Source organism: Variovorax sp. J22P240, assembly GCF_030316855.1.
GTDB lineage: Bacteria > Pseudomonadota > Gammaproteobacteria > Burkholderiales > Burkholderiaceae_C > Variovorax.
The window spans coordinates 233108-257732 of the sequence record NZ_JASZYR010000006.1 but is presented as its reverse complement, the minus strand read 5'-3'; the positions used below and the strand labels follow the sequence as shown (position 1 = coordinate 257732).

21 protein-coding genes and 1 pseudogene are annotated in these 24625 nt (G+C 67.0%); 5 read left to right on the top strand and 17 right to left on the bottom strand.

Annotation, left to right across the window (positions count from 1 at the left end; translation table 11 throughout):
- The first annotated feature begins 2 nt into the window (after positions 1 to 2).
- The 4 genes from QTI24_RS18180 (at position 3) to QTI24_RS18165 (ending at position 7149) form a co-directional block, all read left to right on the top strand.
- Entirely contained in the window at positions 3 to 3212 is a 3210-nt protein-coding gene (locus tag QTI24_RS18180) for a multidrug efflux RND transporter permease subunit (protein ID WP_286602299.1), read from the top strand.
- Positions 3190 to 4617: an efflux transporter outer membrane subunit gene (locus QTI24_RS18175; RefSeq protein WP_353506096.1), complete on the top strand. Its 1428-nt coding sequence runs from the start codon at positions 3190 to 3192 to the stop codon at positions 4615 to 4617. The genes QTI24_RS18180 and QTI24_RS18175 overlap by 23 nt, the downstream gene beginning before the upstream one ends.
- Positions 4618 to 4789: 172 nt before the next feature.
- Positions 4790 to 6556 (top strand): alkaline phosphatase D family protein, encoded by a 1767-nt coding sequence (locus tag QTI24_RS18170; RefSeq protein WP_286602296.1) that lies wholly within the window; start codon positions 4790 to 4792, stop codon positions 6554 to 6556.
- Between the two features lie 62 nt (positions 6557 to 6618).
- Positions 6619 to 7149: a hypothetical protein gene (locus QTI24_RS18165; RefSeq protein WP_286602294.1), complete on the top strand. Its 531-nt coding sequence runs from the start codon at positions 6619 to 6621 to the stop codon at positions 7147 to 7149.
- Positions 7150 to 7169: 20 nt separating this feature from the next.
- On the opposite strand, the gene QTI24_RS18160 is transcribed toward QTI24_RS18165, so the two are convergent.
- A complete protein-coding gene (locus tag QTI24_RS18160) occupies positions 7170 to 7832 on the bottom strand; it encodes an RICIN domain-containing protein (RefSeq protein WP_286602292.1) in 663 nt (220 codons plus the stop codon).
- Between the two features lie 279 nt (positions 7833 to 8111).
- On the opposite strand from QTI24_RS18160, the gene QTI24_RS18155 reads away from it, so the two are divergent.
- The gene (locus QTI24_RS18155; protein ID WP_286602290.1) at positions 8112 to 8399 is read left to right on the top strand and encodes a hypothetical protein; all 288 of its coding nucleotides are present in this window, start codon (positions 8112 to 8114) and stop codon (positions 8397 to 8399) included.
- Between the two features lie 16 nt (positions 8400 to 8415).
- Here QTI24_RS18155 and QTI24_RS18150 read toward each other — a convergent pair whose 3' ends face one another.
- From QTI24_RS18150 to QTI24_RS18075, 16 genes and pseudogenes are all read right to left on the bottom strand, one after another.
- Positions 8416 to 8733, bottom strand: coding sequence for a response regulator (locus QTI24_RS18150; RefSeq protein WP_286602289.1), 318 nt, complete (start codon positions 8731 to 8733; stop codon positions 8416 to 8418).
- 211 nt (positions 8734 to 8944) lie between these two features.
- Positions 8945 to 9322: a VOC family protein gene (locus tag QTI24_RS18145; RefSeq protein WP_286602288.1), complete on the bottom strand. Its 378-nt coding sequence runs from the start codon at positions 9320 to 9322 to the stop codon at positions 8945 to 8947.
- Between the two features lie 37 nt (positions 9323 to 9359).
- On the bottom strand, positions 9360 to 10841 hold the full coding sequence (locus QTI24_RS18140) for an SRPBCC family protein (protein WP_286602286.1): 1482 nt from the start codon (positions 10839 to 10841) through the stop codon (positions 9360 to 9362).
- Positions 10841 to 11281 (bottom strand): SRPBCC family protein, encoded by a 441-nt coding sequence (locus QTI24_RS18135; RefSeq protein ID WP_286602284.1) that lies wholly within the window; start codon positions 11279 to 11281, stop codon positions 10841 to 10843. Before QTI24_RS18135 ends, QTI24_RS18140 begins: the two co-directional genes overlap by 1 nt.
- A 3-nt stretch (positions 11282 to 11284) precedes the next feature.
- The gene (locus QTI24_RS18130; protein ID WP_286602283.1) at positions 11285 to 12982 is read right to left on the bottom strand and encodes a flotillin family protein; all 1698 of its coding nucleotides are present in this window, start codon (positions 12980 to 12982) and stop codon (positions 11285 to 11287) included.
- A gap of 20 nt (positions 12983 to 13002) precedes the next feature.
- On the bottom strand, positions 13003 to 13833 hold the full coding sequence (locus QTI24_RS18125; RefSeq protein WP_286602281.1) for a phosphoenolpyruvate hydrolase family protein: 831 nt from the start codon (positions 13831 to 13833) through the stop codon (positions 13003 to 13005).
- Between the two features lie 28 nt (positions 13834 to 13861).
- The gene (locus tag QTI24_RS18120) at positions 13862 to 15079 is read right to left on the bottom strand and encodes a Tm-1-like ATP-binding domain-containing protein (RefSeq protein ID WP_286602340.1); all 1218 of its coding nucleotides are present in this window, start codon (positions 15077 to 15079) and stop codon (positions 13862 to 13864) included.
- Between the two features lie 531 nt (positions 15080 to 15610).
- Positions 15611 to 16105 (bottom strand): annotated as a pseudogene (locus tag QTI24_RS18115) (ABC transporter ATP-binding protein); the annotation flags it as partial.
- Positions 16105 to 16941, bottom strand: coding sequence for an ABC transporter ATP-binding protein (locus tag QTI24_RS18110; RefSeq protein WP_286602279.1), 837 nt, complete (start codon positions 16939 to 16941; stop codon positions 16105 to 16107). The pseudogene QTI24_RS18115 and the gene QTI24_RS18110, both read right to left, overlap by 1 nt.
- Positions 16942 to 16949: 8 nt before the next feature.
- On the bottom strand, positions 16950 to 18203 hold the full coding sequence (locus QTI24_RS18105) for an ABC transporter substrate-binding protein (RefSeq protein WP_286602278.1): 1254 nt from the start codon (positions 18201 to 18203) through the stop codon (positions 16950 to 16952).
- A gap of 16 nt (positions 18204 to 18219) precedes the next feature.
- Positions 18220 to 19362 (bottom strand): branched-chain amino acid ABC transporter permease, encoded by a 1143-nt coding sequence (locus tag QTI24_RS18100; RefSeq protein WP_286602276.1) that lies wholly within the window; start codon positions 19360 to 19362, stop codon positions 18220 to 18222.
- A 23-nt stretch (positions 19363 to 19385) separates the two neighbouring features.
- On the bottom strand, positions 19386 to 20327 hold the full coding sequence (locus QTI24_RS18095; protein ID WP_286602274.1) for a branched-chain amino acid ABC transporter permease: 942 nt from the start codon (positions 20325 to 20327) through the stop codon (positions 19386 to 19388).
- Positions 20324 to 21607 carry a metal-dependent hydrolase family protein gene (locus QTI24_RS18090; RefSeq protein WP_286602273.1) on the bottom strand — a complete coding sequence of 428 codons (1284 nt, stop codon included), beginning with the start codon at positions 21605 to 21607 and terminating at the stop codon, positions 20324 to 20326. Before QTI24_RS18090 ends, QTI24_RS18095 begins: the two co-directional genes overlap by 4 nt.
- Positions 21608 to 21626: 19 nt before the next feature.
- Entirely contained in the window at positions 21627 to 22916 is a 1290-nt protein-coding gene (locus tag QTI24_RS18085; protein WP_286602339.1) for a metal-dependent hydrolase family protein, read from the bottom strand.
- 2 nt (positions 22917 to 22918) lie between these two features.
- A complete protein-coding gene (locus tag QTI24_RS18080; protein WP_286602272.1) occupies positions 22919 to 23716 on the bottom strand; it encodes an alpha/beta fold hydrolase in 798 nt (265 codons plus the stop codon).
- A complete protein-coding gene (locus QTI24_RS18075) occupies positions 23713 to 24585 on the bottom strand; it encodes a fumarylacetoacetate hydrolase family protein (RefSeq protein ID WP_286602271.1) in 873 nt (290 codons plus the stop codon). Before QTI24_RS18075 ends, QTI24_RS18080 begins: the two co-directional genes overlap by 4 nt.
- Positions 24586 to 24625 lie beyond the last annotated feature (40 nt).

Here is a 24625-nt window from a genome sequence, read left to right as displayed (position 1 = left end):
CCATGGATCGCTTCTTCGTCTATCGCCCGGTGTTTGCCTGGGTGATCGCGTTGTTCATGGTGCTCTTCGGGTTCATCGCGGTGCTGCTCCTTCCCGTCGAGCAGTATCCGGACGTCGCGCCGCCCTCGCTCAACGTGCAGGCCGTCTACAGCGGCGCGGATGCCCAGACGCTCGACCGCACGGTCACCTCGATCATCGAAGACGAGATGAACGGGATCGAGAACTTCCTCTACATGTCCGCGATCAGCCGATCCAACGGCACCGCGCAGATCACCGTCACGCTCAAGCCCGGAACCGATCTGGACATCGCGCGCACGCAGGTGCAGGACCGCCTGAGCCGCGTCGAGCCGCGCCTGCCGCTGCAGGTGCGCCAGCTGGGCATCACCGTCACCAAGGCCTCGTCGGGCTTTCTGATGCTGATCGCGTTGCAGTCCACGGGCGGTGCGTCCAATGTGACGGCGATCGGCAACTTCGCGTCGAACAACATCGTCAACGAACTGCGGCGCATCGCGGGCGTGGGCGACGTGCAGCTCTTCGGCTCGTCCTTCGCGATGCGGATCTGGCTCGACCGCGACAAGCTCGGCGGCTTCGGCCTGTCGGCGAGCGAAGTACTCGCCGCCGTGCAGGAGCAGAACAGCCAGACCGCGAGCGGCGGGCTGGGCGACCAGCCGGTCGCGGGCGGGACGGAGTTCAACGCCCAGATCGTGACGCAGAGCCGCTTCTCCACGCCCGAGCAGTTCCGCGAGATCATCGTTCGCGCCAACCCGGACGGCTCCACAGTCCGGCTCGGCGACGTCGCGCGGGTCGAGCTGGGCAACGACAGCTACGGCTTCGGCTTCACCGTCAACGGCAAGGAAGCCGCCGGCATGACGATCCAGCTCGCGAGCGGCGCCAATGCGCTGGCCGTGGCGTCCGAAGTGCGCCGGCGCATGACCGAGCTGCAGCCGACCTTTCCGCAGGGCATGACGTGGAGCGTGCCCTTCGACACCACGCCCTTCATCAACACTTCGGTCAACAGCGTGGTGCGCACCATGATCGAGGCGCTGCTGCTGGTCACCGTCGTGGTGTTTCTCTTTCTGCAGAGCTGGCGCGCCACGCTGATTCCCACCCTGATCGTTCCGGTCGCGCTGATCGGAACCTGCGTCGGCCTGCACCTGTTCGGCATGTCGATCAACCTGCTGTCGCTGTTCGGCATGGTGGTCGCGATCGGCATCCTGAACGACGATGCCATCGTGGTCGTGGAGAACGTGGAGCGCGTCATGCGCGAGGAGGGCCTCAACGCACGCCAGGCGACGGTCAAGGCCATGGGGCAGATCTCGGGCGCCGTCATCGCGAGCACGCTGGTGCTGGTCGCGGTGTTCATTCCGATGGCCTTCTTCCCGGGGTCGACGGGTGGCATCTACCGGCAGTTCTCGGTGACGTTGACGGTGTCGATCTTTCTGTCGACGGTGCTCGCGCTGACGCTCGGCGCGGCCTTGTGCGCGGCGCTGCTCAAGGATGACGCGACGCTTGCACGCGAGGCAGAAGGCCGCAAGCCGGGGGCCGCCGCGCGCATGCTGAACCGCGTCTTTGGCGGGTTCAATGCGGGCCTGGACGCCGGCACCTCGAAGTACATCCGCGGTGTCGACGGGATGATCGCCAGGCCCTTTCGCTGGCTTCTGGTTTTTGTTGTTGCCTGCGTGGTGACGGCCTGGCTCTTCGCGCGCCTGCCCGGTGGCTTTCTGCCCACCGAGGACCAGGGCCACATCTTCGTGACCTACACCGGCGCGCCGGGGTCGACGACGGCCCGCACCCAACATGCGGTCGACCAGGTCGAAGCCTTTCTGCAGCAGCAGCCGCAGGTGCGCAATGTCGCGACGGTGACGGGCTTCAGCTTCTTCGGCCAGGGACAGTCGGCGGCGCTTTCCTTCGTCGACCTGAAGCCCTGGGGGGAGCGGACCGGCAGCGAGAACAGCGCAAGCGCATTGGTCCAGCGCAGCAACGCGGCGTTCAGGAACATCCCCGAGGCGTTGATCTTTGCGCTCGACCCGCCCGCTATTCCATCGCTGGGCAACGCCACCGGCTTCACGATGAAGATCCAGGACCGCAGCGGCATCGGCGGCGCGGCGCTGCAGCAGGCGACCCAGCAGATGATGGCCGAGGCGGCCGCCAGTCCCATCCTGGCCGGCGTGCGCGCGGAAGGGCTGCCGCCCGCACCGCAGCTCTATGTCGACATCGATCGCATCAAGGCCCGCGCGCTGGGCCTTCAGATCGGCCAGGTCAACCAGGCCCTGTCGCTGAGCTTCGGCTCCAACTACGTGAACGACTTCGTCTTCGAAGGCAACGTGCTGCGCGTGTTCATCCAGGCGGATGCGGCACAGCGCATGCGCCCGGAGGACGTGCTCGCGCTGAGGCTGCGCAACAACCAGAACGAATCCGTCCCCTTCTCGGCCTTCACGCGGGTGCGCTGGATCTCCGGGCCGCAGCAGCTCGAACGCTACAACGGCTTTCCGTCGGCCACGCTCTCTGGACAAGCTGCGGCCGGACAGTCGAGCGGCGCGGCCCTTGTCGAAATGGAGCGCATCGCCAAGCGCGTGCTGACAGGAAGCCTCGCCTACGAATGGACCGGCACGGCCTTCGAAGAGCGGCAGGCCAGTGGACAGATCCCTCTGCTGCTCGGACTGTCGCTGGTGGTGGTCTTCCTGCTGCTGTCGGCGCTCTATGAGAGCTGGGCCATCCCGGTCGCGGTGCTGCTCATCATCCCCTTCGGCGTTGCCGGCGCGGTGCTGCTGACGATGGCGCGCGGTCTTTCGGCCGACGTGTACTTCAACATCGGCCTGATCACCATCATCGGCCTCGCCGCCAAGAACGCGATCCTGATCGTCGAATTCGCGATCAAGGAAGAGAGCGAGGGCAAGGACCCAGCGACCGCTGCCAAGAACGGCGCGCAGCAGCGGCTGCGCCCCATCCTGATGACCAGCGTCACCTTCGTGCTGGGCATGATGCCGCTGGTGCTCGCCACGGGCGCGGGCGCGGCGAGCCGGCAGGCGGTGGGGACCGGCGTCATGGGCAGCATGCTCACCGCGACCTTCTTCGGCATCTTCTTCACGCCGCTGTTCTATGTGGCCGCGCGCAAGTGGTTGAGCCGCGAGAAGAAACACAGCGAGGAGGCGGACGAGCTGGCGCTGCGGGCGTTGAGCAGCAAATCGCGTGGAGGCTCGGGTGAGGCGTGAGTCGGTCGTTCTGTGCCTGGCGGCATGCTGCGCCCTGGCTGCGTGCAACCACGCACCGACGTATCGCCAGCCGGATCTGCCCGTGGCCGAGGTTTTCGACGCGGCCGATCCGGCCGGCAGCCGGCTCGCCACGGAGATCGGCTGGCAGAGCTTCTTCGGCGACCCGCAGCTTCGCTTTCTGATCGCATCGGCCCTGGCCAACAACCGCGACCTCGTCGCCTCGGTGGCCCGCATCGAACAGGCTCGCGCGCAATACCGCATCCAGGACGCGGCGCGGCTGCCGCAGGTCAACGCCAATGCCGACGCATCGCGCACGCAGGCCCCGCTGAGCACGATCGATCCCGAACTGGCAAACACCAGCGCCTCGGTCATCTTCAACCAGTACAACGTGCAGGCCGCGATGGCGTCCTACGAGCTCGACTTCTGGGGCCGCGTGAGCAACCTCAGCGAGGCGGCGAGACGGCGCTATCTCGCGACTGTGGAGGGTGAACGCTCCTTCCGGCTCTCGCTGATCGGCAACGTCGCCGCGAGCTACTACAGCATCCGCGCCGGGGAGGAGGGCATCGACTTGGCGCAACACACCGTCGCGGCACGTCGCTACGCGCTGGAGATTGCCAAGCTGCGCCTCGATGCCGGCGTGACTTCCACCGTCGACTACGACCAGGCCTCCATCCTCGTGACGCAGGCGCAGACGCAACTGGCCGAGCTTCAGCGAACGACCGAGCAGCGGCGAAGCCAACTGCTGGTGCTGGTCGGCAAGCCGGTGGAGGGACCCTTGCCACCCACGCGCGCCATCGAGGACCCGGGCCAGTTCGGCGAACTGGATGCCGGCCTGCCTTCGGCCTTGCTGGTCAACCGGCCGGACGTGCTGCAGGCCGAACAGCAACTGCGCGCCGCCAACGCCGACATCGGCGCCGCGCGCGCAGCGTTCTTTCCGCGCATCGCGCTGACCGGCAACCTGGGCTTTGCCTCGGCGGAACTGGGCGACCTGTTCAAGAGCAGCAACCAGGCATGGTCGGTCGGGGGTCTCGTCAGCCTGCCGATCTTCGATGGCGGCCAGCGGCAGGCTCAACTCGACGTGGCGCAGGCACGGCGCGATGAACTCGTGGCCCTCTACCAGCGCACCGTGCAGACCGCCTTCAGCGAAGTGTCCGAAGCCCTGATCGGGCGGCGGCGCTACCAGGAGCAGATTGCGGCGCAGGAGGCGGCGGTGCTCGCGCAACGACGCCTCGCCGAGGTGGCGGAGCTCCGATATGAGAACGGCATCTCGATCTACCTCGAGGTGGTCGATGCACGTCGAAATCTCTTTTCTGCGGAGCAGCAGTTGATACAGCTGCGGGCGACTGCGTTGCAGAACGGGGTGTCGCTCTATGTGGCGCTGGGGGGCGGATTTGCCGGGCCCTGATCCGATGTATCGTTGCGCAACCGAGTGCGAAAACTTGTAAGCGATTGCCGCACGCGATCGCTTGGCCAAGGCCTACGGGCGTCGACGCAAGCGCGATCTCCAATGCAGCTTCCCTCCGGCAGGAGGTCGGCACGAAGGTCGTGACCGGCTCGTCGGGCTCAAGGAGCGAACCATGCGCGACGCCACCGGTCCGAATGCCCCGGCCCCAGAGCCGGCCCCAGAGCCGGCCCCCGACGCCACCTCGGCCGAACCCTCGCGCCGAAGTTTCATTCGCAACGCGATCCTCTACGCCATGTTCGCGGGCACCGGCGTCAGCATGTATGGCTGCGGTGGTGGTGGCGGTGGCGGATTCGGTGCGGGCCTTGGCGGCACGGGCGGTGCGCCGCCGCCCGAGACGACGCCGACCTTTGCCCAGGGAGTCGGCAGCGGCGACCCACTGTCCGATCGCGTCATTCTCTGGACCCGCGTCACGGTCGCCAGCCCGGGGGCGCTCAACCTGACCTGGGAGGTTGCGAGCGATTCCAACTTCGGCGCCATCGTCGCGCGAGGCACGATCGGCAGCGGGCCCGAGCAGGATTACACCGTCAAGGTAGACGCGACCGGATTGCAGCCCGCGAGCGTGTACTTCTATCGCTTCTTTCTTGGTTCCGAGGCCTCGCCCGTGGGACGAACCAAGACTTTGCCGGTCGGCAGCGTGTCGCAGCTTCGGCTTGCTGTCGTCTCGTGCTCGAACTTCCCGGCAGGCTACTTCAATGTCTGCGCCGATCTCGCGAAGCGCACTGACATCGATGCCGTGCTTCACCTGGGCGACTACATCTACGAGTACGGCGTGCTGGGCTACGCATCACAACTTGCGATCGCGATCGACCGCGAATCGACGCCGTCGCGAGAGATCCTGTCACTCGACGACTATCGCCAGCGCCATCGTCAGAACCGCTCGGACCCGGACCTGGTCGCGCTGCATGCGAAGCTGCCCGTGATCGCGGTGTGGGACGATCACGATGTCGCGAACAACGCATGGTCCGGTGGCGCCCAGAACCATGATCCGGCCAACGAGGGAAGCTTCGCCGCGCGTCGCGCAGCAGCGACGCAGGCATTTCGCGAATGGCTTCCCATCCGCATGCCGGATGCGGCCGATCCGCAGAAGATCTATCGCTCGTTCGACTTCGGCACTCTCGCGTCGCTGCACATGCTCGATACGCGCCTGATCGGCCGCGACGAGCAGGTGGACCTCGATAGTTACCTCGCCGGCGGTGCATCCGCGGCATCGCGCCAGCTCCTCGGTTCCGAGCAGTCTGCCTGGCTGTCGACGCGCATGACCGCCTCCAGTGCGACCTGGCAGCTGCTCGGCTCACAGGTCCTGATGGCCCGCATGGAGATCCCGCTGAGCGTTGCCAGCGCGTTCACCGCGGAGACCCTGGGCGACTTCCTTCTTGCGCAAACGACACCCGAACCGCTGCGCAACGATGAGCAGCGAGCGCTGCTCGCGCAGCGGCGTGTCCCCTATAACCTGGATGCATGGGACGGGTACCCGGCCGCGCGAGACAGCGTACTGGCTGCCGCGCATTCGATGGGCAAGAACCTCGTCTCGCTCGCCGGCGACACGCACAACGCCTGGGCGAGTAACCTGACCGACGGCAACGGCCAGCGTGTGGGCGTGGAGTTCGCGACCGCATCGATCTCGTCACCGGGCTTCGAGCGCGTGCTGCCGCTCATCGGCAGCACGGTGCTGTCCGATGCCTTTCCGAAGATGGTGAAGGACCTGCGCTATGCCGAGACGAGCAAGCGCGGCTACGTCGTGATCACGCTGACGCCCGCCGAGGCACGCGCGGATTTCATGGAGATCAGCACTGTGCTGAGCCGCGACTACAGCGCACGGCTCGCGATGAGCCTTCATGCCCTGCCCGGCGAAGGCGGCCTCGATGTGCTGCCGGTCTAGCCGCCCAAACCGCGACATCGAAAGACGTGCTTCCGCTTACAACCAGGCACTTCGATCTGCACATGTCGATCGATGATGGACGCATGGCATGGCTAGGCGTATGGCTCGTCTGTGGAATGTTGGCCGCGAACGAGATCAGCGGGCTTGCAACAAAGCCCGGGAGCGCGCCTGCGTTGGCAGTGTTCTATGCGGCGGCGGCGTTGTTCGGACTCGGGATGATGGTCCGACGCTCGGTGCGAAGGAGGCACCCCGCGCGCCTCTATCCACCTCTGGCGCTGAGCTTGGTGGGCCTTGGGATTTTTGCCTTGCTCATCTATGAGAGGAAAGCTCCTCCGGACTGGATCAACGCCATCGTCGCCGCTGCCAGCTTTCTCGCCTTCTCCGCCTGCACAGCCTTGATTGGCGCATTCATCGCATGGCGCCGACGTGGAGCGGATCGCGATCGACGCATCAGGGAGACGCAGGACTGGGAGCGACAAAGGGTGCTCGAACGAACAACATCGGGTCCAACGCAGCAGTTCATTGCCGAGCTTGAAAACCCTCCCATCGAGGATGACGCCGACCTGCTGCCTGCGCGACCGCCAAAGCGCTGAAAAGGCGGCCTGCCGAGCCATCACCTGACGACGAACGCAGCGTCCCATTCCTGCACGTCCACCAGTTCCCACTCCTGGTTGACGGCGTTGGGTGCGCTGGATCCGGCGATGCATGCCCAGGCTTGCAAGCTCGCGCCTTGCTCGGGCATGCCTGGAAGGTGGCCGTGGGCCGCATCCAGGCAGCGACGCCCGCGGCCGTAGTAGTTCTCCAGGACCGTGCGCCGTCCCATGAGGCACTGACTTCGAACAGTGCATTCCGCCGCTGTCATGGCGATGATCCGCAGCCGCCACATCTGGGACGCGTCGCCACTGCAAGTCTCCTGGACGATCACTGCTCCGGATTGGAGGCCGCTGGTCTTCAGGCATTTGCCGGAATGTCTTGCCTGCAGCATGAACCACTGGTCCTGAGAGGAGTCCGGATTGACGGGCCGGGGTAGCCGGTTGAGGCTGAACTGTTGGCTCGGCCCACCGTAGTTCGGCCAAAGGACTACCGGTGCGCCATCGTCGGTACGGCGTCCAAGAACCTCGGCCATCATGCGGGTGCCCGAATTGACGACGTAGAAGTAGGGGACGTCGGCAACCGCAGCCTGAGGTGCTCCGGCAAGGGCGGTCGCAGCGACAAGGGCCAGTGCGACAAGGGGCCGCGTCCTGGAACTGCGGCGCGCATTGCGATCAGCATGCATGACGACCTCCGTCCGTGACGCCCCGACGCGATGCCTCAACCACTGCGACATCGCCGACGGGCCTCGGGACGGCAAGACTGAACCTTTGGCCTGCTTGCGTCAATATGGTCCTGCGTGCTTTCGCCCAGCCGCATCTGCCCCAAAGGGCTATTGCGGCGCGGCTGATGAAGCACGAGACTTCGATGGAAAGGGTACGCCTGAGATGCACCGGAAGCGGCGGAGGCGCGTTGAGGCCAAGACGAATACAGTTGCGACAACAAGATCACCAAAGGAAGCGCTGTGGGATTTCTCGAAATCCTGGATGACTTTGCGGCGTGTGTCGCTGTGGCAGTCAGCATCGCACCGGACGAATATCCCCGCTGGAGCGGCGGGTTGAAGGCCCACGTAGCGGAAATGAGCGTCTTGTGGGCCGAGATCCAACCGCAAATCCGACGTGACGTCGAGCAGGCGTGCCGCGTCGAGTCCGCGCTGCAGGAGATGACCTCAGCTGCAGAGGTCGGCGACGTCCACGGTGTCCAGAAGGCTGTCCGTGCGCTTCAGGGACTGGACGTTTCGAAGCTTCGCTGACGGCTGCCAGCGACGCTCATGGAAGGATCCGGCGTATCGCGGCGCGGAGCTGCCGCACGCTGACAGGCCGCTCAAGAAAATCCGTTGCGTCCAACTGCGCGATCTCCACTGCGGTGCGAAACGCAGTGTGCGGACCCAGGACGATCACGGGAAGGGCGCTTCCCAGGCGCCTGAGTTCGCGCACCAGCCGCAGCGTCGAGGCTTCGTCCTCATCGGCCGAGAGGATCAGGCAATCCGCTGGCCCATCGGGCAAGTTGGCAATCTGCGCGGCATCGTGATTCGCGAACACCACGGCGTCCACACCACGCCGGGCGCGAGCGCCGAAGCGATCCATGCGCGATCGGGCGAACTGGCGACGACGACGTACGCAGTGGTTGGCATCAACTTCGACAAGGGGACTCGTCCGACTCGACGCGCCGCGGGCTCGCCAAAGACATGCCACCTTGTCGGCCCTTTCCAGGGGGAATGGTGAGCGCGCGTCGACGCGGCGTCGATCCCGGCGGCCACGCAGCATTCACGTACGTGCTGCCCGGGCTGGGTCGTCGCTAAGGCTTCTCCGATGCATCGAAGTCCAACTCCACCTTCGCTCCATTCGGATCCAGGCAGAACAACTGCCAAATCCCGGCCCCTGCTTGCTGTCGCAAGTCGTACTTCAGGCCGCTCTCGTCGAAGCGCTTTTTCACTGCCCGCAAGTCCTGCGCCGTGAAAGCCATATGGTCGATGACCCCTGTGCGCTGCTCGGGCACCGGCCGCCCGAAGTACAGATGGAGCACGGCCTGCGGACCGCTCCCGTAGAGCCACGCCCCGGGAAACCCGAGGTCCGGCCTATGCCCCACCTTTAGCCCCAGCAGTCCGGTATAGAAGTCCAGCGTCTTCTTCTCGTCCTCCGCAGTCACGGTGAAATGGTTCATGCCGACGATCATGGGGAATCTCCTGTTCGGGTCTGGGTCTTGAGCGGGGTCATGGCAACAGCACCAGCGCACCAGTGCTGCCGCGCGATTCGAGCCGCGCGTGCGCCTGCGCAGCGGATTCGAGTGAAAAGCGTTCGATGGGCGGCAGCCTGATCGCGCCATCGGCTAGCGCGTTCCACACGCGCTGCGCGCGCTCGGCGAGCGATGCTTGCGTCGCCACGTAGTCGAACACCACGGGCCGCGAGAAGCTCAACGACTTCGCCACCAGCGCATCGGGTGCGAGCGGCGTCAAAGGGCCACTGGCCTGGCCGAGGCTGATCCAGTGGCCGCGGCGGGCGAGGGCGGCGAGGTTCTCCTCGCGGGCCGCATCGCCCAGGCCGTCGATCACCACGTCGGCGCCGCCGCAGGTGCGCTGCACGGCGTCGGCAAAGCGGTAGTCGCGGGTCACGATCACGTGTTCGCAGCCGTACTCGCGTGCGACGCGGGCTTTCTCCTCGCTCGACACGGTGCCGATCACCACCGCGCCGAGCCGGCGCGCCCAGGCGCACACGAGCAGGCCCACGCCACCAGCGGCCGCGTGCACCAGCAGCCGGGTGCCACGCTGCACGCGCCCCAGGTCGTGCAGCAGGTAGTCGGCCGTGATGCCCTTGAGCAGCAGCGCAGCGGCCGCGTCGTCCTCGACGGCGGCGGGCAGACGAATGACCCATTCGGCCGGCACGTTGCGCACGGTGCAGTACGCGCCTGGCGCCGGGCCGAGGTAGGCCACGCGGTCGCCTGGGAGAAAGCCCGACACCTGTGCGCCGACATCGAGCACAGTGCCGGCCGCCTCCATGCCGGGCACGCCTGGCGACCCGGCGGAGACCGGCAGCATCTGCGGCACCCAGCCGCGGCGCAGGTACACGTCGAGAAAGTTGACGCCGATGGCGCGTTGCCGGATGCGCACCTCGCCCTCGCGCGGCGCGGTGGCCTCGCCGTCTTGTGGCCGAAGTTCTTCCGGACCGCCGTAGCGTTCGATGCCGACGCGGCGCGTGGGCATTGGCATGGCGGTGGGCATCGCAGCGGAACCCACCGCCCGTTGGTCACTCCCCTGCCGCAGGTGCCGTCGCAGATTCTCGAAACCAGCCTCGTACACGCCCTGCGCAACCGTGTCGCGGAGCTCACGTTCCATCCCGGGCGGCGTCGCGAAGGTCGATTCCCAATGCCAGAAAGTGCGGTTGCCATCGGTCACCGGTTTCAGCGTCACAGTCGCCACGTAGCGCTGCAGCGGCAAGGTCGCTTCGACGATGCAGTAGGTGCTCTTGTGCTCGGTGTCCGAGAGCGTCAGCAACTGCTCGCGAATGCGGTTGCCGTCTCGCAGCGTGAAGCTGCGCACGCAGCCCACCTGGTCGCTGCGCTCGTTGCCTTCGATGCGGCTGCGTTCCACTACGTCGTGCCACTGGTCGTGGCTGTTGAAGTCGCGCAGCACGGCCCACACCCGCTCGATCGGCGCGTCGATGACGGTCGAGCGAACGACGCGCTGCAGGCCTGCCATCAGCGCCCGCCGAAGTGCAGCTTCAGCGCATTGAAGCCGCCCTGGAACACGCCCTGGCCGATGGACTGCGTCAGTTCCCCCTCGCGGCCAGGCTCGCATTCGAACTCCGCACTCCATTCGGCGAAGCAGCGTGTGCCGTCGGTCACCGGCGTGAGCTTGAGTGTGGCGACGTAGTTCGTCACGCCCATGGGGCTTTCGAGGATCTCGTAGGTGCAGCTGTACTCGTAGTCCGACAGGGCCAGCAGCTTCTCGCGGATCGTCCCGCCGTCGCGTGTGTGGAAGTGCCGGATGCACCCAACGCGATCGGCCGCCTGTCCGTTCTCGATGCGACTGTCGGCAATCAGCGGATGCCACTGTGGCATGCCGTTGAAGTCACGCACGCGCGACCACACGTTGTCGGCGCTCGCGTCGATGACGCTCGAAACATAGACGTTGACCATGCGCTATTCCTGCCGTTCCTTCTTCGCGCCGGCAGGCAGGGCGGCATGGGCGCCACTGGTGTCGCCCACCAGCCGCTGGATGTCGCCGCCTTCGATGCCGATCTCGCGCAAGAGCTGGTCCACCAGCGGCGCCTGCGCGCGAAAGCGCAGTGCGGAGTTGACCAGCCCGTCGGCGAAGTTGCCGCCGTCGCCGTTGCGGGCACCGTCGCCCGACGATCCGCCGAGGCCCTCGACATGCAGGATCTTGATGCCCTCGATGTTCTCCAGTGGCCGCACCGATTCGCGGATGATCGCCTCGGCCTTCTCGACCAACTTCATGCGCAGCGCGGACATGCGCGCCTCAGGGGAGAGCATGTTGTGCGATTCGTTCATCATGCGCGCCGCGTCGGCCTCGATCTCGGCGCGCACCTTCATCGCCAACGAGCGGATCTTGTCGGCGTCCGCATCGGCCTCGGCCTGTGCACGAATCGCTGCGCCGCGCGCCGCGCTTGCATCGCTCTCGGCCTGGGCCGACGACGTGAGACGCAAGGCATCGCGCTCGGCCACCTGCGCCGCGGCGATCAGGTCGATGGCCTTCTTGCGTTCGGCCATCTCGACCTCGCGCGCGGTGAAGACCTTTTCTTCCGCGGCCACCGCCGTGGCGCGTGCCACCTCGGCCTCGGCCTGTGCTTCGCTCTGCGCCTTGCTCTCGCGGGCGATCGAGATCGCGCGTTGCTGCTCCGCGAGTTCGAGCGACAGACGGCGTTCGATCTCCGCACTCTGGATCGCACGCTCCTTGCCGATGCGCTCCTCCTCGATGGTCTGCTCGGAGCGGATGCGTGCGGTATCGATGGTCTGCTTCGCGGAGATCTGCGCGCCCTCGGCTTCCTGCTCCCGTTGCGCGCGTTCGGTCGACACCTCGGCGCGCTGGCGGGCGCGCGCCATCTCCAGCTCCCGCTGCTGCGCCAGGCGCGCGTGTTCGCTCTCGCGGTCGATGTCGAGGGAGAGCTTCTCGGCTTCGAGGTTCTTGTTGCGGATGGCGATGAGCGTGTCCTGCTCGACGTCGTTGCGCTGCTTCTTGCGGTGCTCGATCTGTTCGGTCAGACGCGTCAGGCCCTCGGCGTCGAAGGCGTTGCTGGGGTTGAAGAACTCCATGCCCGTCTGGTCGAGCTGCGTCAGCGAAGCAGCTTCGAGTTCGAGGCCGTTCTTGGTCAGGTCTTCGGCCACGGCGTCGCGCACGCGCCGCACGTAGGCACCGCGCTTCTCATGCAGTTCCTCCATGGTCATTTCGGCGGCGGCGGTGCGCAAGGCGTCGACGAACTTGCCTTCGACCAGTTCCTTGAGTTGCTCCGGCTCCATGGTGCGCAGGCCGAGCGTCTGGGCGGCGGCCGCCACGGCATCCTCGTTGGTGGCGACGCGCACGTAGAACTCGGCGATTACGTCGACCCGCATGCGGTCCTTGGTGATGAGCGCCTTGTCGCGCCCGCGGCTGACTTCGAGGCGCAGCGTGTTCATGTTGACGGGGATCACGTCGTGCACGATGGGCAGCACGAAGGCGCCGCCCCCCAGCACCACCTTCTGCCCGCCGAGGCCGGTGCGCACGAAGGCGCGTTCCTTCGAGCTGCGCAGGTAGAGCCAGTGCAGCAGCCACACTGCGATCGCCACGACGATCGCAACGACGATCAGCCCGAGGATGAAACTTCCGAATTGAGCGCCTGACATGGGTGTCGTCTCCTGTTGATCTATCGCGTGATCTGGACAAAGCGTCGCGTGGTCTCGGTGAGGGCCGTCTCGGTCGGAAGGCGCTCCATCGAGCTTGCGCCGTAGAAGCCGGCGCAAGACGGGCAGTGCGCGAGCACGTACTGGGCGTCCTCCGGCGTGGCGATCGGGCCGCCGTGGCACAGCACGATGGCATCGGGCTTCACTGCATGCGCTGCGGCGGCCCACTGGTTGATGCGCGGCACGCAGTCGGCCAGCGTGAGCGCGGTTTCCGCGCCGATGGCACCGCCCGTCGTCAGGCCGAGATGGCACACCACGATGTCGGCGCCGGCCTCGGCCATGGCGCGCGCATCGGCTTCGCTGAAGACGTAGGGTGTGGTCAGCAGGTCGAGCGCGCGGGCGCGGGCGATCAACTCGACCTCCTGCGCGTAGCTCATGCCTGTCTCTTCGAGGTTGGCGCGAAAGACGCCGTCGATCAGCCCGACCGTCGGGAAGTTCTGCACCCCGGAGAAGCCGAGCGAGACCAGCCGATTCAGGAACTCTTCGGGGATCATGAACGGGTCGGTGCCGTTCACGCCTGCGAGCACGGGCGTGTGCCGGACCACCGGCAGCACCTCGCGCGCCATTTCGCAGACGATCTCGTTGGCATTGCCGTAGGCCATCAGCCCTGCGAGGGAGCCGCGTCCGGCCATGCGGTAGCGGCCCGAGTTGTAGATGACGATGAGGTCGATGCCGCCGGCTTCCTCGCACTTGGCGGACAGGCCGGTCCCGGCGCCGCCGCCGATGATCGGCCGGCCGGCGTCGATCTTCTCGCGGAAGCGCTGCAGCAGTGTCGATCGGGCGATGCGGGGCATGGTCGTCGGTCTCCTCGCGTGTTGCTGTTCAAGCGCGCCGCGCGCCCGGCGCCGTGCGCGCCACTTCGTGCCATGCGCCGACCAGCGCGTCGGCGAAGGCTTCGTCGTTGATGTGCAGCGGCAGCCGCAGCAGCTTGCGGTCGGGGCCTGTGCGGAAGCCACTTTCAATTGAAGTGAAAAGCGCCCGATCAGCCTCAGGGTCGTGAAAGGGCTGGCCGGGCCGGTCGATGGCAGACACGCCGCCTTCGGGAATGAGGAAGCGAACCGGGCCCCGCATCGCATTGAGCTTGGTGGCGATGAATTCGCCGATGGCGCGGCATTCGTCGGCCGTGGTGCGCATCAGCGTCACGGTCGGGTTGTGGCGGTATAGCCGGCGCCCCTTGAAGCGCTCGGGCACCGTGTCCCAGGCGCCGAAGTTGACCATGTCGAGCGCGCCGCAAGAGCCGACGTAGGGCAGGGCATGCTGCGCGAACACGTCCAACCGCGTCGGGCCGGCCGAGAGGGTGCCACCGACGATCTCGTCCGCGATCTCCGTCGTCGAGACGTCGATCACGCCCGCGACCAGGCCCGAGTCGGCGAGCTTCTCCATCGATTGGCCGCCGACCCCGGTGGCGTGAAACACCAGGCAGTCGTAGCTGTCTTCGAGCCGTCGGGTCACCGCTTGTACGCAAGGCGTGGTCACGCCGAACATCGTGAGGCCGATGGCCGGCCTGGTGATCGTCGAGGTGACGGGCGGGTGCGCGATCATGCCGGCCAGCGCGTTCGCCGCATTCGTCAGCACGAGTTCGCTGATGCGGTGAATGCCCTGCACGTCGGTGACCGAGTACATCATGCAGATGTCGCTCGGCCCCACGTAGGGGCGCGTGTCGCCGCTGGCCATGGTCGAGACCATCATCTTGGGCACGCCGATGGGCAGCGCGCGCATGGCCTGCGTCGCCATCGAGGTGCCGCCGGAGCCGCCGGCCGAGATGATCCCGCCGAGGTCGCGCCGCGAGGTGAGGAAGGCTTCGAAGGCGAGCGCCATCGAGGCCATCGCACTGCCGCGGTCGTTGCTGAAGACGGCCGATTCGCCTTGCGGGTGATGGCGCGCCACTTCGCGTGGATGGATGCTGGCGGGAGATGGTTTGCCGGAGGTCGCGAGATCGACGGTCACCACGCGCATGCCCAGCTTTTCGAGACATTGGCGCAGGAAGGCGAGTTCGCGGCCCTTGGTGTCGAAGGTGCCCGCGACGTAGGCGGAGCGCACGCTGCCGACGGCTACGGGGAACTCGAAGACCCGGGGCGATGGTGACGTGGATGCGGCAGGTGATGCGACAGGCGTCGGTGTGGGTGCCGGCGCCGCGCGGGCAATGTCCGCAACCGGGGCAGCGGTGCCGCCCGCGTTCCACCGCGTGAACCCCCGCACCGTGGCGGGGGGCAAGTCGTCGAGCGACGGCGCGCCGTCGCCATGCGCGCGCCGGACCGTGAAGACCTGTGTGGACGCCGGCGCTTCGGCCTCGGCGGATGCGCCGGTGCCCTCGACCTCGTCGTCGGCACCGCCCGAGCGCACGCCGAGCAAGCGCTCCTGCAACTCGCGATCGGCCGCGAGCTGCGACGCCGGCATCTCTTGCGCGATGCGGCCGTTGACCATCAATCCGATGCGATCGGCCACCGACATCGCGACGCCGAGGTTTTGCTCGATCAGCAGCACCGCGATGCTTCCTTCCGCCACAAGGTTGCGCAGCGCTTGTGCGACCTGATCGACGATTACGGGGGCCAGCCCTTCGGTAGGCTCGTCCATCACGAGGAGCCTCGGGTCGAGCAGCAGCGCGCGGCCGATGGCGAGCATCTGCTGTTCGCCGCCCGACAACTGCGCACCGCCATGGCCGCGCCGCTCCGCAAGCCGAGGGAACATCGCATAGACCCGGTCGACCTCGCGTCGCCGGCTGGCGACGAGCCGCAGTGTCTCGTCGACCGACAGCGAAGCCCACACCCGGCGGCCCTGTGGCACGTAGGCGATGCCGCGCTTCGTGACCTCGTTCGGCGCCAGGCCCAGGATCTCCTCGCCCGCAAGGCGGATGCTGCCACGCGCCGGCACCAGCCCCGTGATGGCGTTGCACAGCGTGGTCTTGCCCATGCCGTTGCGCCCGACGATGCCGAGCACGCCGCGTTCCAGCACGAGGCTGACCCCCTGCAGCGCATGGGCGCGGCCGTAGAAGACGTCGAGTGCCTCGATGACGAGCACCGGCGCGCCGCTGGCTGCCGCCTTGCGATCGGTGCCGAACCATGCCATCAGTGCTTGCTCCCCATGTAGATTGCCTGCACCTGCGCGTCGTTCTCGATCTCGTCCGGCGTGCCGGTGCGCAGGGTGCGTCCGTTGTGCATGACCGTGACCCGGTCGACCACGCGCAGCGCGATGTCGAGGTCGTGCTCGATCAGCACGAAGCTCATGTGCGCTGGCAGTGAGCCCAGCAGCGCGACCAGTTCGCGCCGCTCGACGGGCGACAGGCCCGCGGCCGGCTCATCGAACAGGATCAGGCGCGGCGCACCGGCGAGCGCCATGCCGATCTCCAACTGGCGCTGCTGCCCGTGCGCGAGATTGGCGACTCTTTCATCGGCGATGTGGCTCAGGCGCGAGCGTTCGAGCAGGTCGTTGGTGGCCCGCGTGGAGGCGTTTCCCGCGCGCGCCCTCAGGAAGCTGAACCGGCCGCTGGCTACGCCGCGCACCGCGAGAAAGAGGTTGTCGCGCACCGTCAGGTCGCGAAACAGCAGCGAGGACTGGTAGGTGCGCCGCAGGCCCTTGCGGATGCGATCGTGCGGCGGCAGTTCGGTGATGTCTTCGCCGAAGAAATGAATGCGCCCGGCCGTGGGCGGGAAGTCGCCGGTGATGGCGTTGAACAGCGTGGTCTTGCCCGCACCGTTGGAGCCGAGGATGGCGTACTTCTGCCCGGCCGTGACCGTGAGCGACACGTCATCGACCGCACGCAGCGCACCGAAGGCACGCGTCACCCCGTCCAGCCGCAGCGCGTCGCCCGATAGCAATTGCGTGCTTGCGCCGGCACCGACATGCGGGCCGGACCCTGCGCCGCTGCGCGACGTCCTGGGCCTGAGCGGGGTGATCGAAGCCATTTCGGTGCTTACTTGCGGCAATCGGGCACGTCGCGAGTGCCGAGGCCCATCTTCTTGAACTCGGCTTCGGGCAACCCGAGCGTCTGCGTGATGTTCGGCACCGACTTCACCACTTTGTTGTAGTACGAGCCGTCCGGCGCCTTCGTCACTTCCGTGATGTAGGTGGTCCCAACGCCATTGCGGTTGCCGTCGATCTGCACCACGCCCGCTGGCCCGTTGAATTTGGTCTTCTGCAGCGCATCGCGATACGCCTTCTGTCCGCCCGACAGATCGCCCTTGACCGCATCGAGTCCGTCGAGCGCCGCCTTGGTGTTGATGTAGTACAGGTAGGCGAAGAGCGACGGGCTGGGGAAGCCGTCCTTGAAGTTGGCCTTGTAGTCGGCCACGAACTTCTTCCACTCCGGCGTGTCGATCGAATCGGCCATCGGTCCGGCGGAAGCCGTGCCAAGCAACGATTCGCGGCGCTTGCCCTTGAAGTTCAGCACCGTCTGGTCGACCGTGATCGAGCCGCCCACCATCGGCTTGTCGCCACCGGCCTGCTCGTACTGCGTGAGGAAGTTCACCGCGTCCGAGCCGCCGAGCACGACGACCAGCGCATCGACGTCCTTCGGGATCTTCGCGATCACCGAGGCGTAGTCCTTGGTGCCCAGCGGCACCCACGCCTTGTCGACCACCTTGCCGCCCTTGGCGCAGTAGCTGGCCATGAAGCCCTGCACCTGCGAGTACGGGAAGCCGTAGTCCTCTGCGATCAGGAAGGTCTTCTTGTAGCCCTTGGCGAGCGCATGCTCGCCCAGGCCCACCATCCACTGCGCGCCCTCGGTGTTGAAGCGGTAGAAGTTGGGCGCCGGATCGCCCCAGGTCGCAGCCTGCGCACCCGACGATCCATTGATGAAGGTGATGTTCGGCTGCGTCTTCGCATAGTTCTTGACCGCGATGCCTTCGTCACCCGACAGCGGGCCGATCATGATCTGCACCTTGTCCTGCTCGACCGCCTTGCGCGTGGAGTTCACGGCCTTGTCGGGCGTCGCGTCGGACGAGACCTTGACGAACTCGATCTTCTTGCCGCCGGCCATGCCGTTCTTTTCCTTCAGCGCGAGGTCCGCGCCGCGCATGCCGTCCTGCCCGGGCGCCGCGAACGGCCCTTCCAGTGACGCCAGCAGCCCGATCTTCAAGGTCTCCTGGGCGTACGCGACGCCGCCCAGGGCGACCAATGCTGCCGCAGCCACGATGCTGCGCCCGAACGATTTCTTGCCTTTGCTCATGTCTCGCTCCTTCTTGTCATCGATGAATGCGGCCATGGCCGCGGTGGGTGAAAGCGGAGCCCAGGCGGTTGCGAAGGCTTTGCCACAAGCCGAGCAACCCGTCGGGTGAAAACAGCACGATCGCGAGGAAGACCCCGCCGATCACGAGATTGAAGCGTTCGCGGTCGACCAGGTCGATCGCGAAGTTCTGCAGCAGCACGAAGACGATCGCGCCGATGAAGGCACCGATGGGGTGCTTCATGCCGCCGAGCACGGCGATGATGAGGATGTTGATCATCGCGCCGACGCCGACGGTGCCGGGCGAGATGCGGCCGTTGTACCAGACCATCAGGATGCCGCCCACCGCCGCGAGAAAGCCCGCCACCGCGTAGGCGCCGACGCGATGCGCCGTCACGTTGTAGCCCAGCGCCTGCATGCGGCGCGGGTTGTCGCGGATGCCCTGCAGCGCGATGCCGAAGGGCGCGCGGATCAGGTGCTTGACAAAGAAGTAGCCGGCCAGCGAGCAGGCGAGCACCAGAAAGTAGAAGGGCATCGGCTGGCCCAGGTCCAGGTCGAAGACCCTCGGCGCCGCGATGCGGCTGAAGCCCTGGAAGCCGTTGAAGACCGTGTAGTTCTGTTGCGCCAGGTAGAAGAAGGCGACACCCACCGCGAGCGTGATCATGATGGTGTAGATGCCCTCGGTGCGCACCGACAGCCAGCCGATGGCGGCGGCCACCAGCGTTGCCAGCGAGATCGCGACGATGAGCGCCAGCCACCACGGCCATCCCAGACTGATCGCCACGTTGCTGCTCGTACCGAAGATCGCCAGCATGTAGGCCGCGAAGCCCGCGACCGTCATCTGCGCGAGCGAGACCATGCCGCCGTAGCCGCCGAGGAAGATCAGCGACAGCGCGATGAGGCCGAGCGCCAGCGATTGCGCGCCAATCTGGAAAGTGAAGAAGGGCGTGGCGAAGAACGGGTAGGCAAAGACGAAGACGATGACCGCGATGTGACGCCACTTCACGGCGCGCACGACGGACCGCCACCAACTCGAGAAGCGTGCCTCTGTTGCGACGCCGCGCGAGGGCAGCGCCTGTGCGGTGGAATGCACGACCGTCGGCCGGCTCGTATCGCGCACGCCGCGCGCAGCCTCCGCCGCCGCGGCGGACGACGAGTTCATGGCGCGCCGCCACTTTGCCGCGCTCACGAATTCTTCCCCATCAGCCCACGCGGCTTGAAGGCCAGCGCGACCACCATGATCACGAAGGTGAAGACTACGCTGTAGGTCGGCGCGTAGGCGAGGCCGAACTGCTCGGCCAGACCGATCAGCAGCGCACCGATGGCCGCGCCCACCACGCTGCCCATTCCGCCGACGATCACCACGACCAAAGATGCGAGCAGGTAGCGCGTGTCCTCTCCCGGCGAGATCGACAGTGCGGTGCCACCCACGACGCCGGCCAGTCCAGCCAAGCCCGCACCGATGGCGAAGGTCAGCGCGAAGACGCGCTGCACGTTGACGCCCGATGCCGCCAGCATCCCCCGGTCATCCACGCCGGCGCGGATCATCATGCCGATGCGGGTGCGCGCGAGCAGCAGCCACAGGCCGACGCCGATCACGATGGAGGCGATCAGCACGACGATGCGATAGGTCGGGAACTTGTTGACCAGCGGCAGCGTGGTCGAACCGTAGATCCATGACGGCGGATCGAAGGTGTAGATCTCGGCACCCCAGGCCCAGAGCATCAGGTCCGCGAGCACGATCGACAGACCTATCGTGACGAGCGTCTGCCGCAGGTCCTGCCCCTGCATGTGGCGGAACACCAGCACCTGCATGAGCAGGCCCATCACGGCGGCTGCGAGAAAGCCCGCGATCACCGCCAGTACCCATGACCCGGTGTGTTCGCCCACGTACCAGCCGACATAGGCCCCGAAAAGATAGAGCGAACCATGCGCGAGGTTGACGTTGCGCATCAAGCCGAACACCAGCGTGAAGCCGCTCGCGACGAGGAAGTACAGCGAAGCGAGCGTGAGTCCGTTCAGGAGGGTCTTGAAGAACAGCGAGGCGTTGTCGACGATCGCCCAGACGGCGAACACCGCGACCGGCACGCCGAACAGCAGCAGGAGCGCCCAGTTCTTTCGGCTCACGCGGCGCGCTCCCAGCCCCGCTGCGAGGCAATCTCCGGCGCCTTGGCGAACTCGCCGTCCTTCATCACCGCGAGGATGCGCTTCGGGTCGCGCAGGATCGACAGATTGGCCAGCGGGTCGCCGTCGACCAGCAGCATGTCGGCCAGGTAGCCGTCCTTGATGACACCGAGTTCGTCCGGCTTCATCATGATCTGGCCGCCGTAGAGCGTGGTCGAGCGGATCGCTTCCATCGGTGTGAAGCCGAGGTACTTGACGAAGAACTCCAGATCCCGGGCATTCTGGCAATGCGGCGTGAAGGCGAAGCCGTAGTCGCCGCCCGGCAGCACGCGAATGCCGCGCTTGTGCATCTTCGACAGCGACACGCAGGCCGCCTCCCACTCGGTCTCGTAGCCCATGTCGACCGCCATGGCGCGCGTGATGCCGTAGGGCTCGGCCTCGTGCAGCATCGCGTAGAGGATCGCGATGCCCGGTGCGACGAACACGCGGTCCTTCGCAGCCTCGAGCATGTCGATCGCCTCGTCGTCGACGAAGCTCGCGTGGTAGATCAGGTCGATGCCGTGGCGCAGCGCCTGCTTCACGCTGTCCGACGAGCGCGCGTGGGCGATGCCGCGCTTGCCGCGAATGCGCACCTCGCGCATGGCGGCTTCGACTTCCTCGTCCATCATCCAGGTCGTCTCGGAGGGAGAATCGGGCGTGAAGTTGTCGCCCGAGAGGTTGAGCTTGACAGAGTCCACCCCGTACTTGAGGAACATGCGCACGGCCTTGCGCATCTCCTCGGGTCCGGAGATGTTCACGCCGAAGCTGAACTCGGGGAAGGGCAGGTGCGGCAAGGTCTCGTCGCCGAGGCCGCCGAGCACCGTGATCTCCTGGCTGGCGGCGAGGTAGCGCGGGCCGGGAATCTGCCCCGCGTTGATGGCGTTGCGGATCACCACGTCGAGGCGCGGCTTGGCGCAGGCGGCGCCGACGCAGGAGGTGAAGCCCGCCTGGAGATAGCGCCGCGCCACCTTGGCGCACCACAGCACGTGCTCTTCGAGCGGCATGGTCTGGATGGCCGAGAGCGTGGCCGCGTCGTTCCAAGAGAAGTGCGTGTGGGCCTCGCACATGCCGGGCATGAGTGTGGCGCCTGCGCCGTCGATCACGGTCGCGCCGCCGGGGGCGATGGGTGCCGAACTGCGCCCGACCTGGCGGATGCGGTTGCCGCGCACGAGTACGCTGCCGGTGTAGGGGTTCTGCCCCGTGCCGTCGAGGATGCGGACGTTGGTGAAGACGACATCGGCCATGACGTATCTCCTGTGCGACCTATGCGGCCCAGCGGGTGGTGCGCGCGGAGCGCACGGGCGGGGCGCGGTGGAATTCACCGTCCTTCATGACGGCCATGATTCGCGACTTGTCCTGCAGCACGGTGATGTCGGCGAGCGGGTCCCCGTCGACCAGCAAGATGTCGGCGAGGTAGCCCTCGCGGATGTAGCCCAGCACTTTGCCCATGCGCATCATCGGGCCGCCCCATGCGGTGGCGGAGAGCAGCGCTTCCATCGTGCTCATGCCGACGTACTTGACGAAGTACTCCAGGTCTTTCGCGTTGGTGCCGTGCGGTGTCCACGCGAAGCCGTAGTCCCCGCCCGGCAGGATGCGGATGCCGCGCTTGCGCATGGCGCGCATGCTTTCGACGGCGGCTTCGAGCTCGCGGTGGTAGCCCATCTTGCGCGTCACCTCGGGCGTCAGGCCCCACTGGCTCGCGTGATGGCAGGTGTTGATGAGCCAGGCCAGGCCGGGCGCGATGAAGTGCTCGGTCTTCTTCGCCTCCAGCATGTCGAGCGCTTCCTCGTCGGTGAAGCTGGCGTGGTAGATCACCTCGATGCCCTGCTTCACGCATTGCTTGATCGACCAGGTGGAGCGCGCATGTGCCGCCACGCGCTTGCCCCACGCCTTGGCTTCCTGGACGCAGACGGTGATCTCTTCTTCGGTGAACTGGCTCATCTCGCTCGGCATGCCGGTGATCGATTCGCCGGAGAGATTGATCTTGAGGGAGTCGACGCCGTACTTGGCGAACATGCGGACGCAGCGGCGCATCTCCTCCGCACCGCTGACGACCGCGCCGAAGGCGAACTCCGGCTGTGGCAGGTGCGGCTTCGTGGTGTCCCCCAGCCCACCCGGCACGGTGATCTCCTGGCTCGCGGCCAGGTAGCGCGGGCCGATGATGGTGCCGTCGTTGATCGCGTTGCGGATGACCACGTCGAGTCGGGGCTTGGCGGTGGCGGCGCCGACGCAGCTGGTCCAGCCCATGTCGAGATAGCGCTTCGCGACTTCGGCGCACCACAGGATGTGTTCTTCCGGTGGCATGCGCTGGATCGCGTCGAGACTGGGTTGGTCGTTCCAGGAGAAGTGAGTGTGCGCCTCGACCATGCCCGGCATGAGGAAGGCGCCGGCGCCGTCGATCACCTGCGCGCCGCTGATGGGTGCGGATCGCGCGCCGTAGGCGGTCTTGACGACGCGCGCGATGCGGTTGCCCTGCACCAGCACGTCACCGGTGAAGGGCGCTTCGCCACCACCGTCGAAGATTCGCACGTTCGTGAAGAGGACGTCGGCCATCATCAGTCCCTTGCATGGGTTGCAAGAAAGTCGCGCAGCTCGCGCTGGCACTCCTCGGGGCGCTCGACCGGCGTCCAGTGCCCGCAGCGCGGGAGCACAACCACGCGTTTGCTGGCGGCGCGGTGCAGCCGGTCGGCCATGGCGCGCACGGCCTGCGGCGGTGCCACGCCGTCCTCGTCGCCCGTCACCAGCAGGACGGGCGCCTCGATGTTCTCGACCGCCGCGGGCTGCGCACCGGCCAGCGCTTCGCAGCTGCGCGCATAGCCGTCGCCGTCCTGTCGCATCAGGCTCTCGCGCACGAAGGCCGCGGCCACCGGAAGGCGCTCGCGCGTGTCGCGCGAAATCGCCGCCTGGAGCAGCCCTTGGGTGATCTCGTGCATGCCCGCAGCGCCTTCGCGCGCCTTCGCGGCCCGGGCCTTCATGGCCGTGCGCGCCGCGTCGGGCGGCGCGATGAGCGGGCCGAACAGCGCGACGCTCGCCACCCGCTTCGGATGCGCCGCCGCGATGTGCTGGCACACGATGGTGCCCATCGAGTGACCGAGCCAGTGCGCGCGCGGGACGCTCAGCCGCTCGCAGATGTTCAGCAGCGTTTCGACATAGCGCTCGATCGACAGCTCGCCCTCGGCCCGCTGCGAGCGTCCGCTGCCCGGCAGGTCGATGCGGATCACGCGATGCCGCACCAGCGCGGGCATCAACGGCGTCCAGCTGTTGGAGCTGCCGCCCAGCCCGTGCACGCAGACGACGGCGGGGCCTTCGCCTTCCTCTTCCACCGCGATGCGGTCGATCAACTGAAAGCTCATGATGGTTCGAACCTGTTCTCGATGACGCCGACACCGTCGACCTCGATGCGCACCACGTCGCCCGACCTCAGCCATTGCGGCGGGTTCAGGCCCATGCCCACGCCGGAGGGCGTGCCGGTGGCGATGACGTCGCCCGGATGGAGCGTGATGCCGCGCGAGCAGGTTTCGATCAGCGTGGGGATGTCGAAGATCATGTCGCGCGTCTGGCCGTCCTGCCGCAGCGCGCCGTTGACCCAGCCGCGAACGCGGGTGGCGCGGCCGTCGAGTTCGTCGCCCGTCACGATCCAGGGGCCCATCGGGCAGAAGGTGTCGAAGCTTTTGCCCAGGTCCCATTGCTGGTGGCGCATCTGCACGTCGCGCGCGGTCACGTCGTTGACGATGGTGTAGCCGAACACGTGGTCCATCGCGCGCGAGGCTGGAATGTCACGGCCGCCACGGCCGATGACGACGGCGAGTTCGGATTCGTAGTCGATCTGCACCGAGGCGGCGGGCGAGGGAAGGCGCACCGTGTCGTGCGGGCCGACCACGCATTCGCCGAGCTTGCCGAAGACGATGGGCCAGGGGTCGCTCTCGGGCATGGCCGAGCGGAACACCGAGCCAGCCAGCTCGGCCGCATGCGCGCGGTAGTTGCGCCCGACGCAGAACAGGCTTCGCAGCGGGCGCGGCAAGGGCGCGCGGAGGGTGACGAGTTCGACCGGAAGGCGCACGCCCGAAGGTTGCGGCAGCGGCTCCCCGCGGGCCAGCGCCTGGATCAGCGGCAGGGCGCCGAGCGATGCGTCGCGCACGCCCAGCGGCGTGGCTTCACGCCCGTCCGGCGAGATCGTGCCCACGCAGTCGCGACCACCCCAATTCCAGCTGGCCAAACGCATCGACTTTGTCTCCATGGCGTCCCGTGGTCTTGCTGGTGTG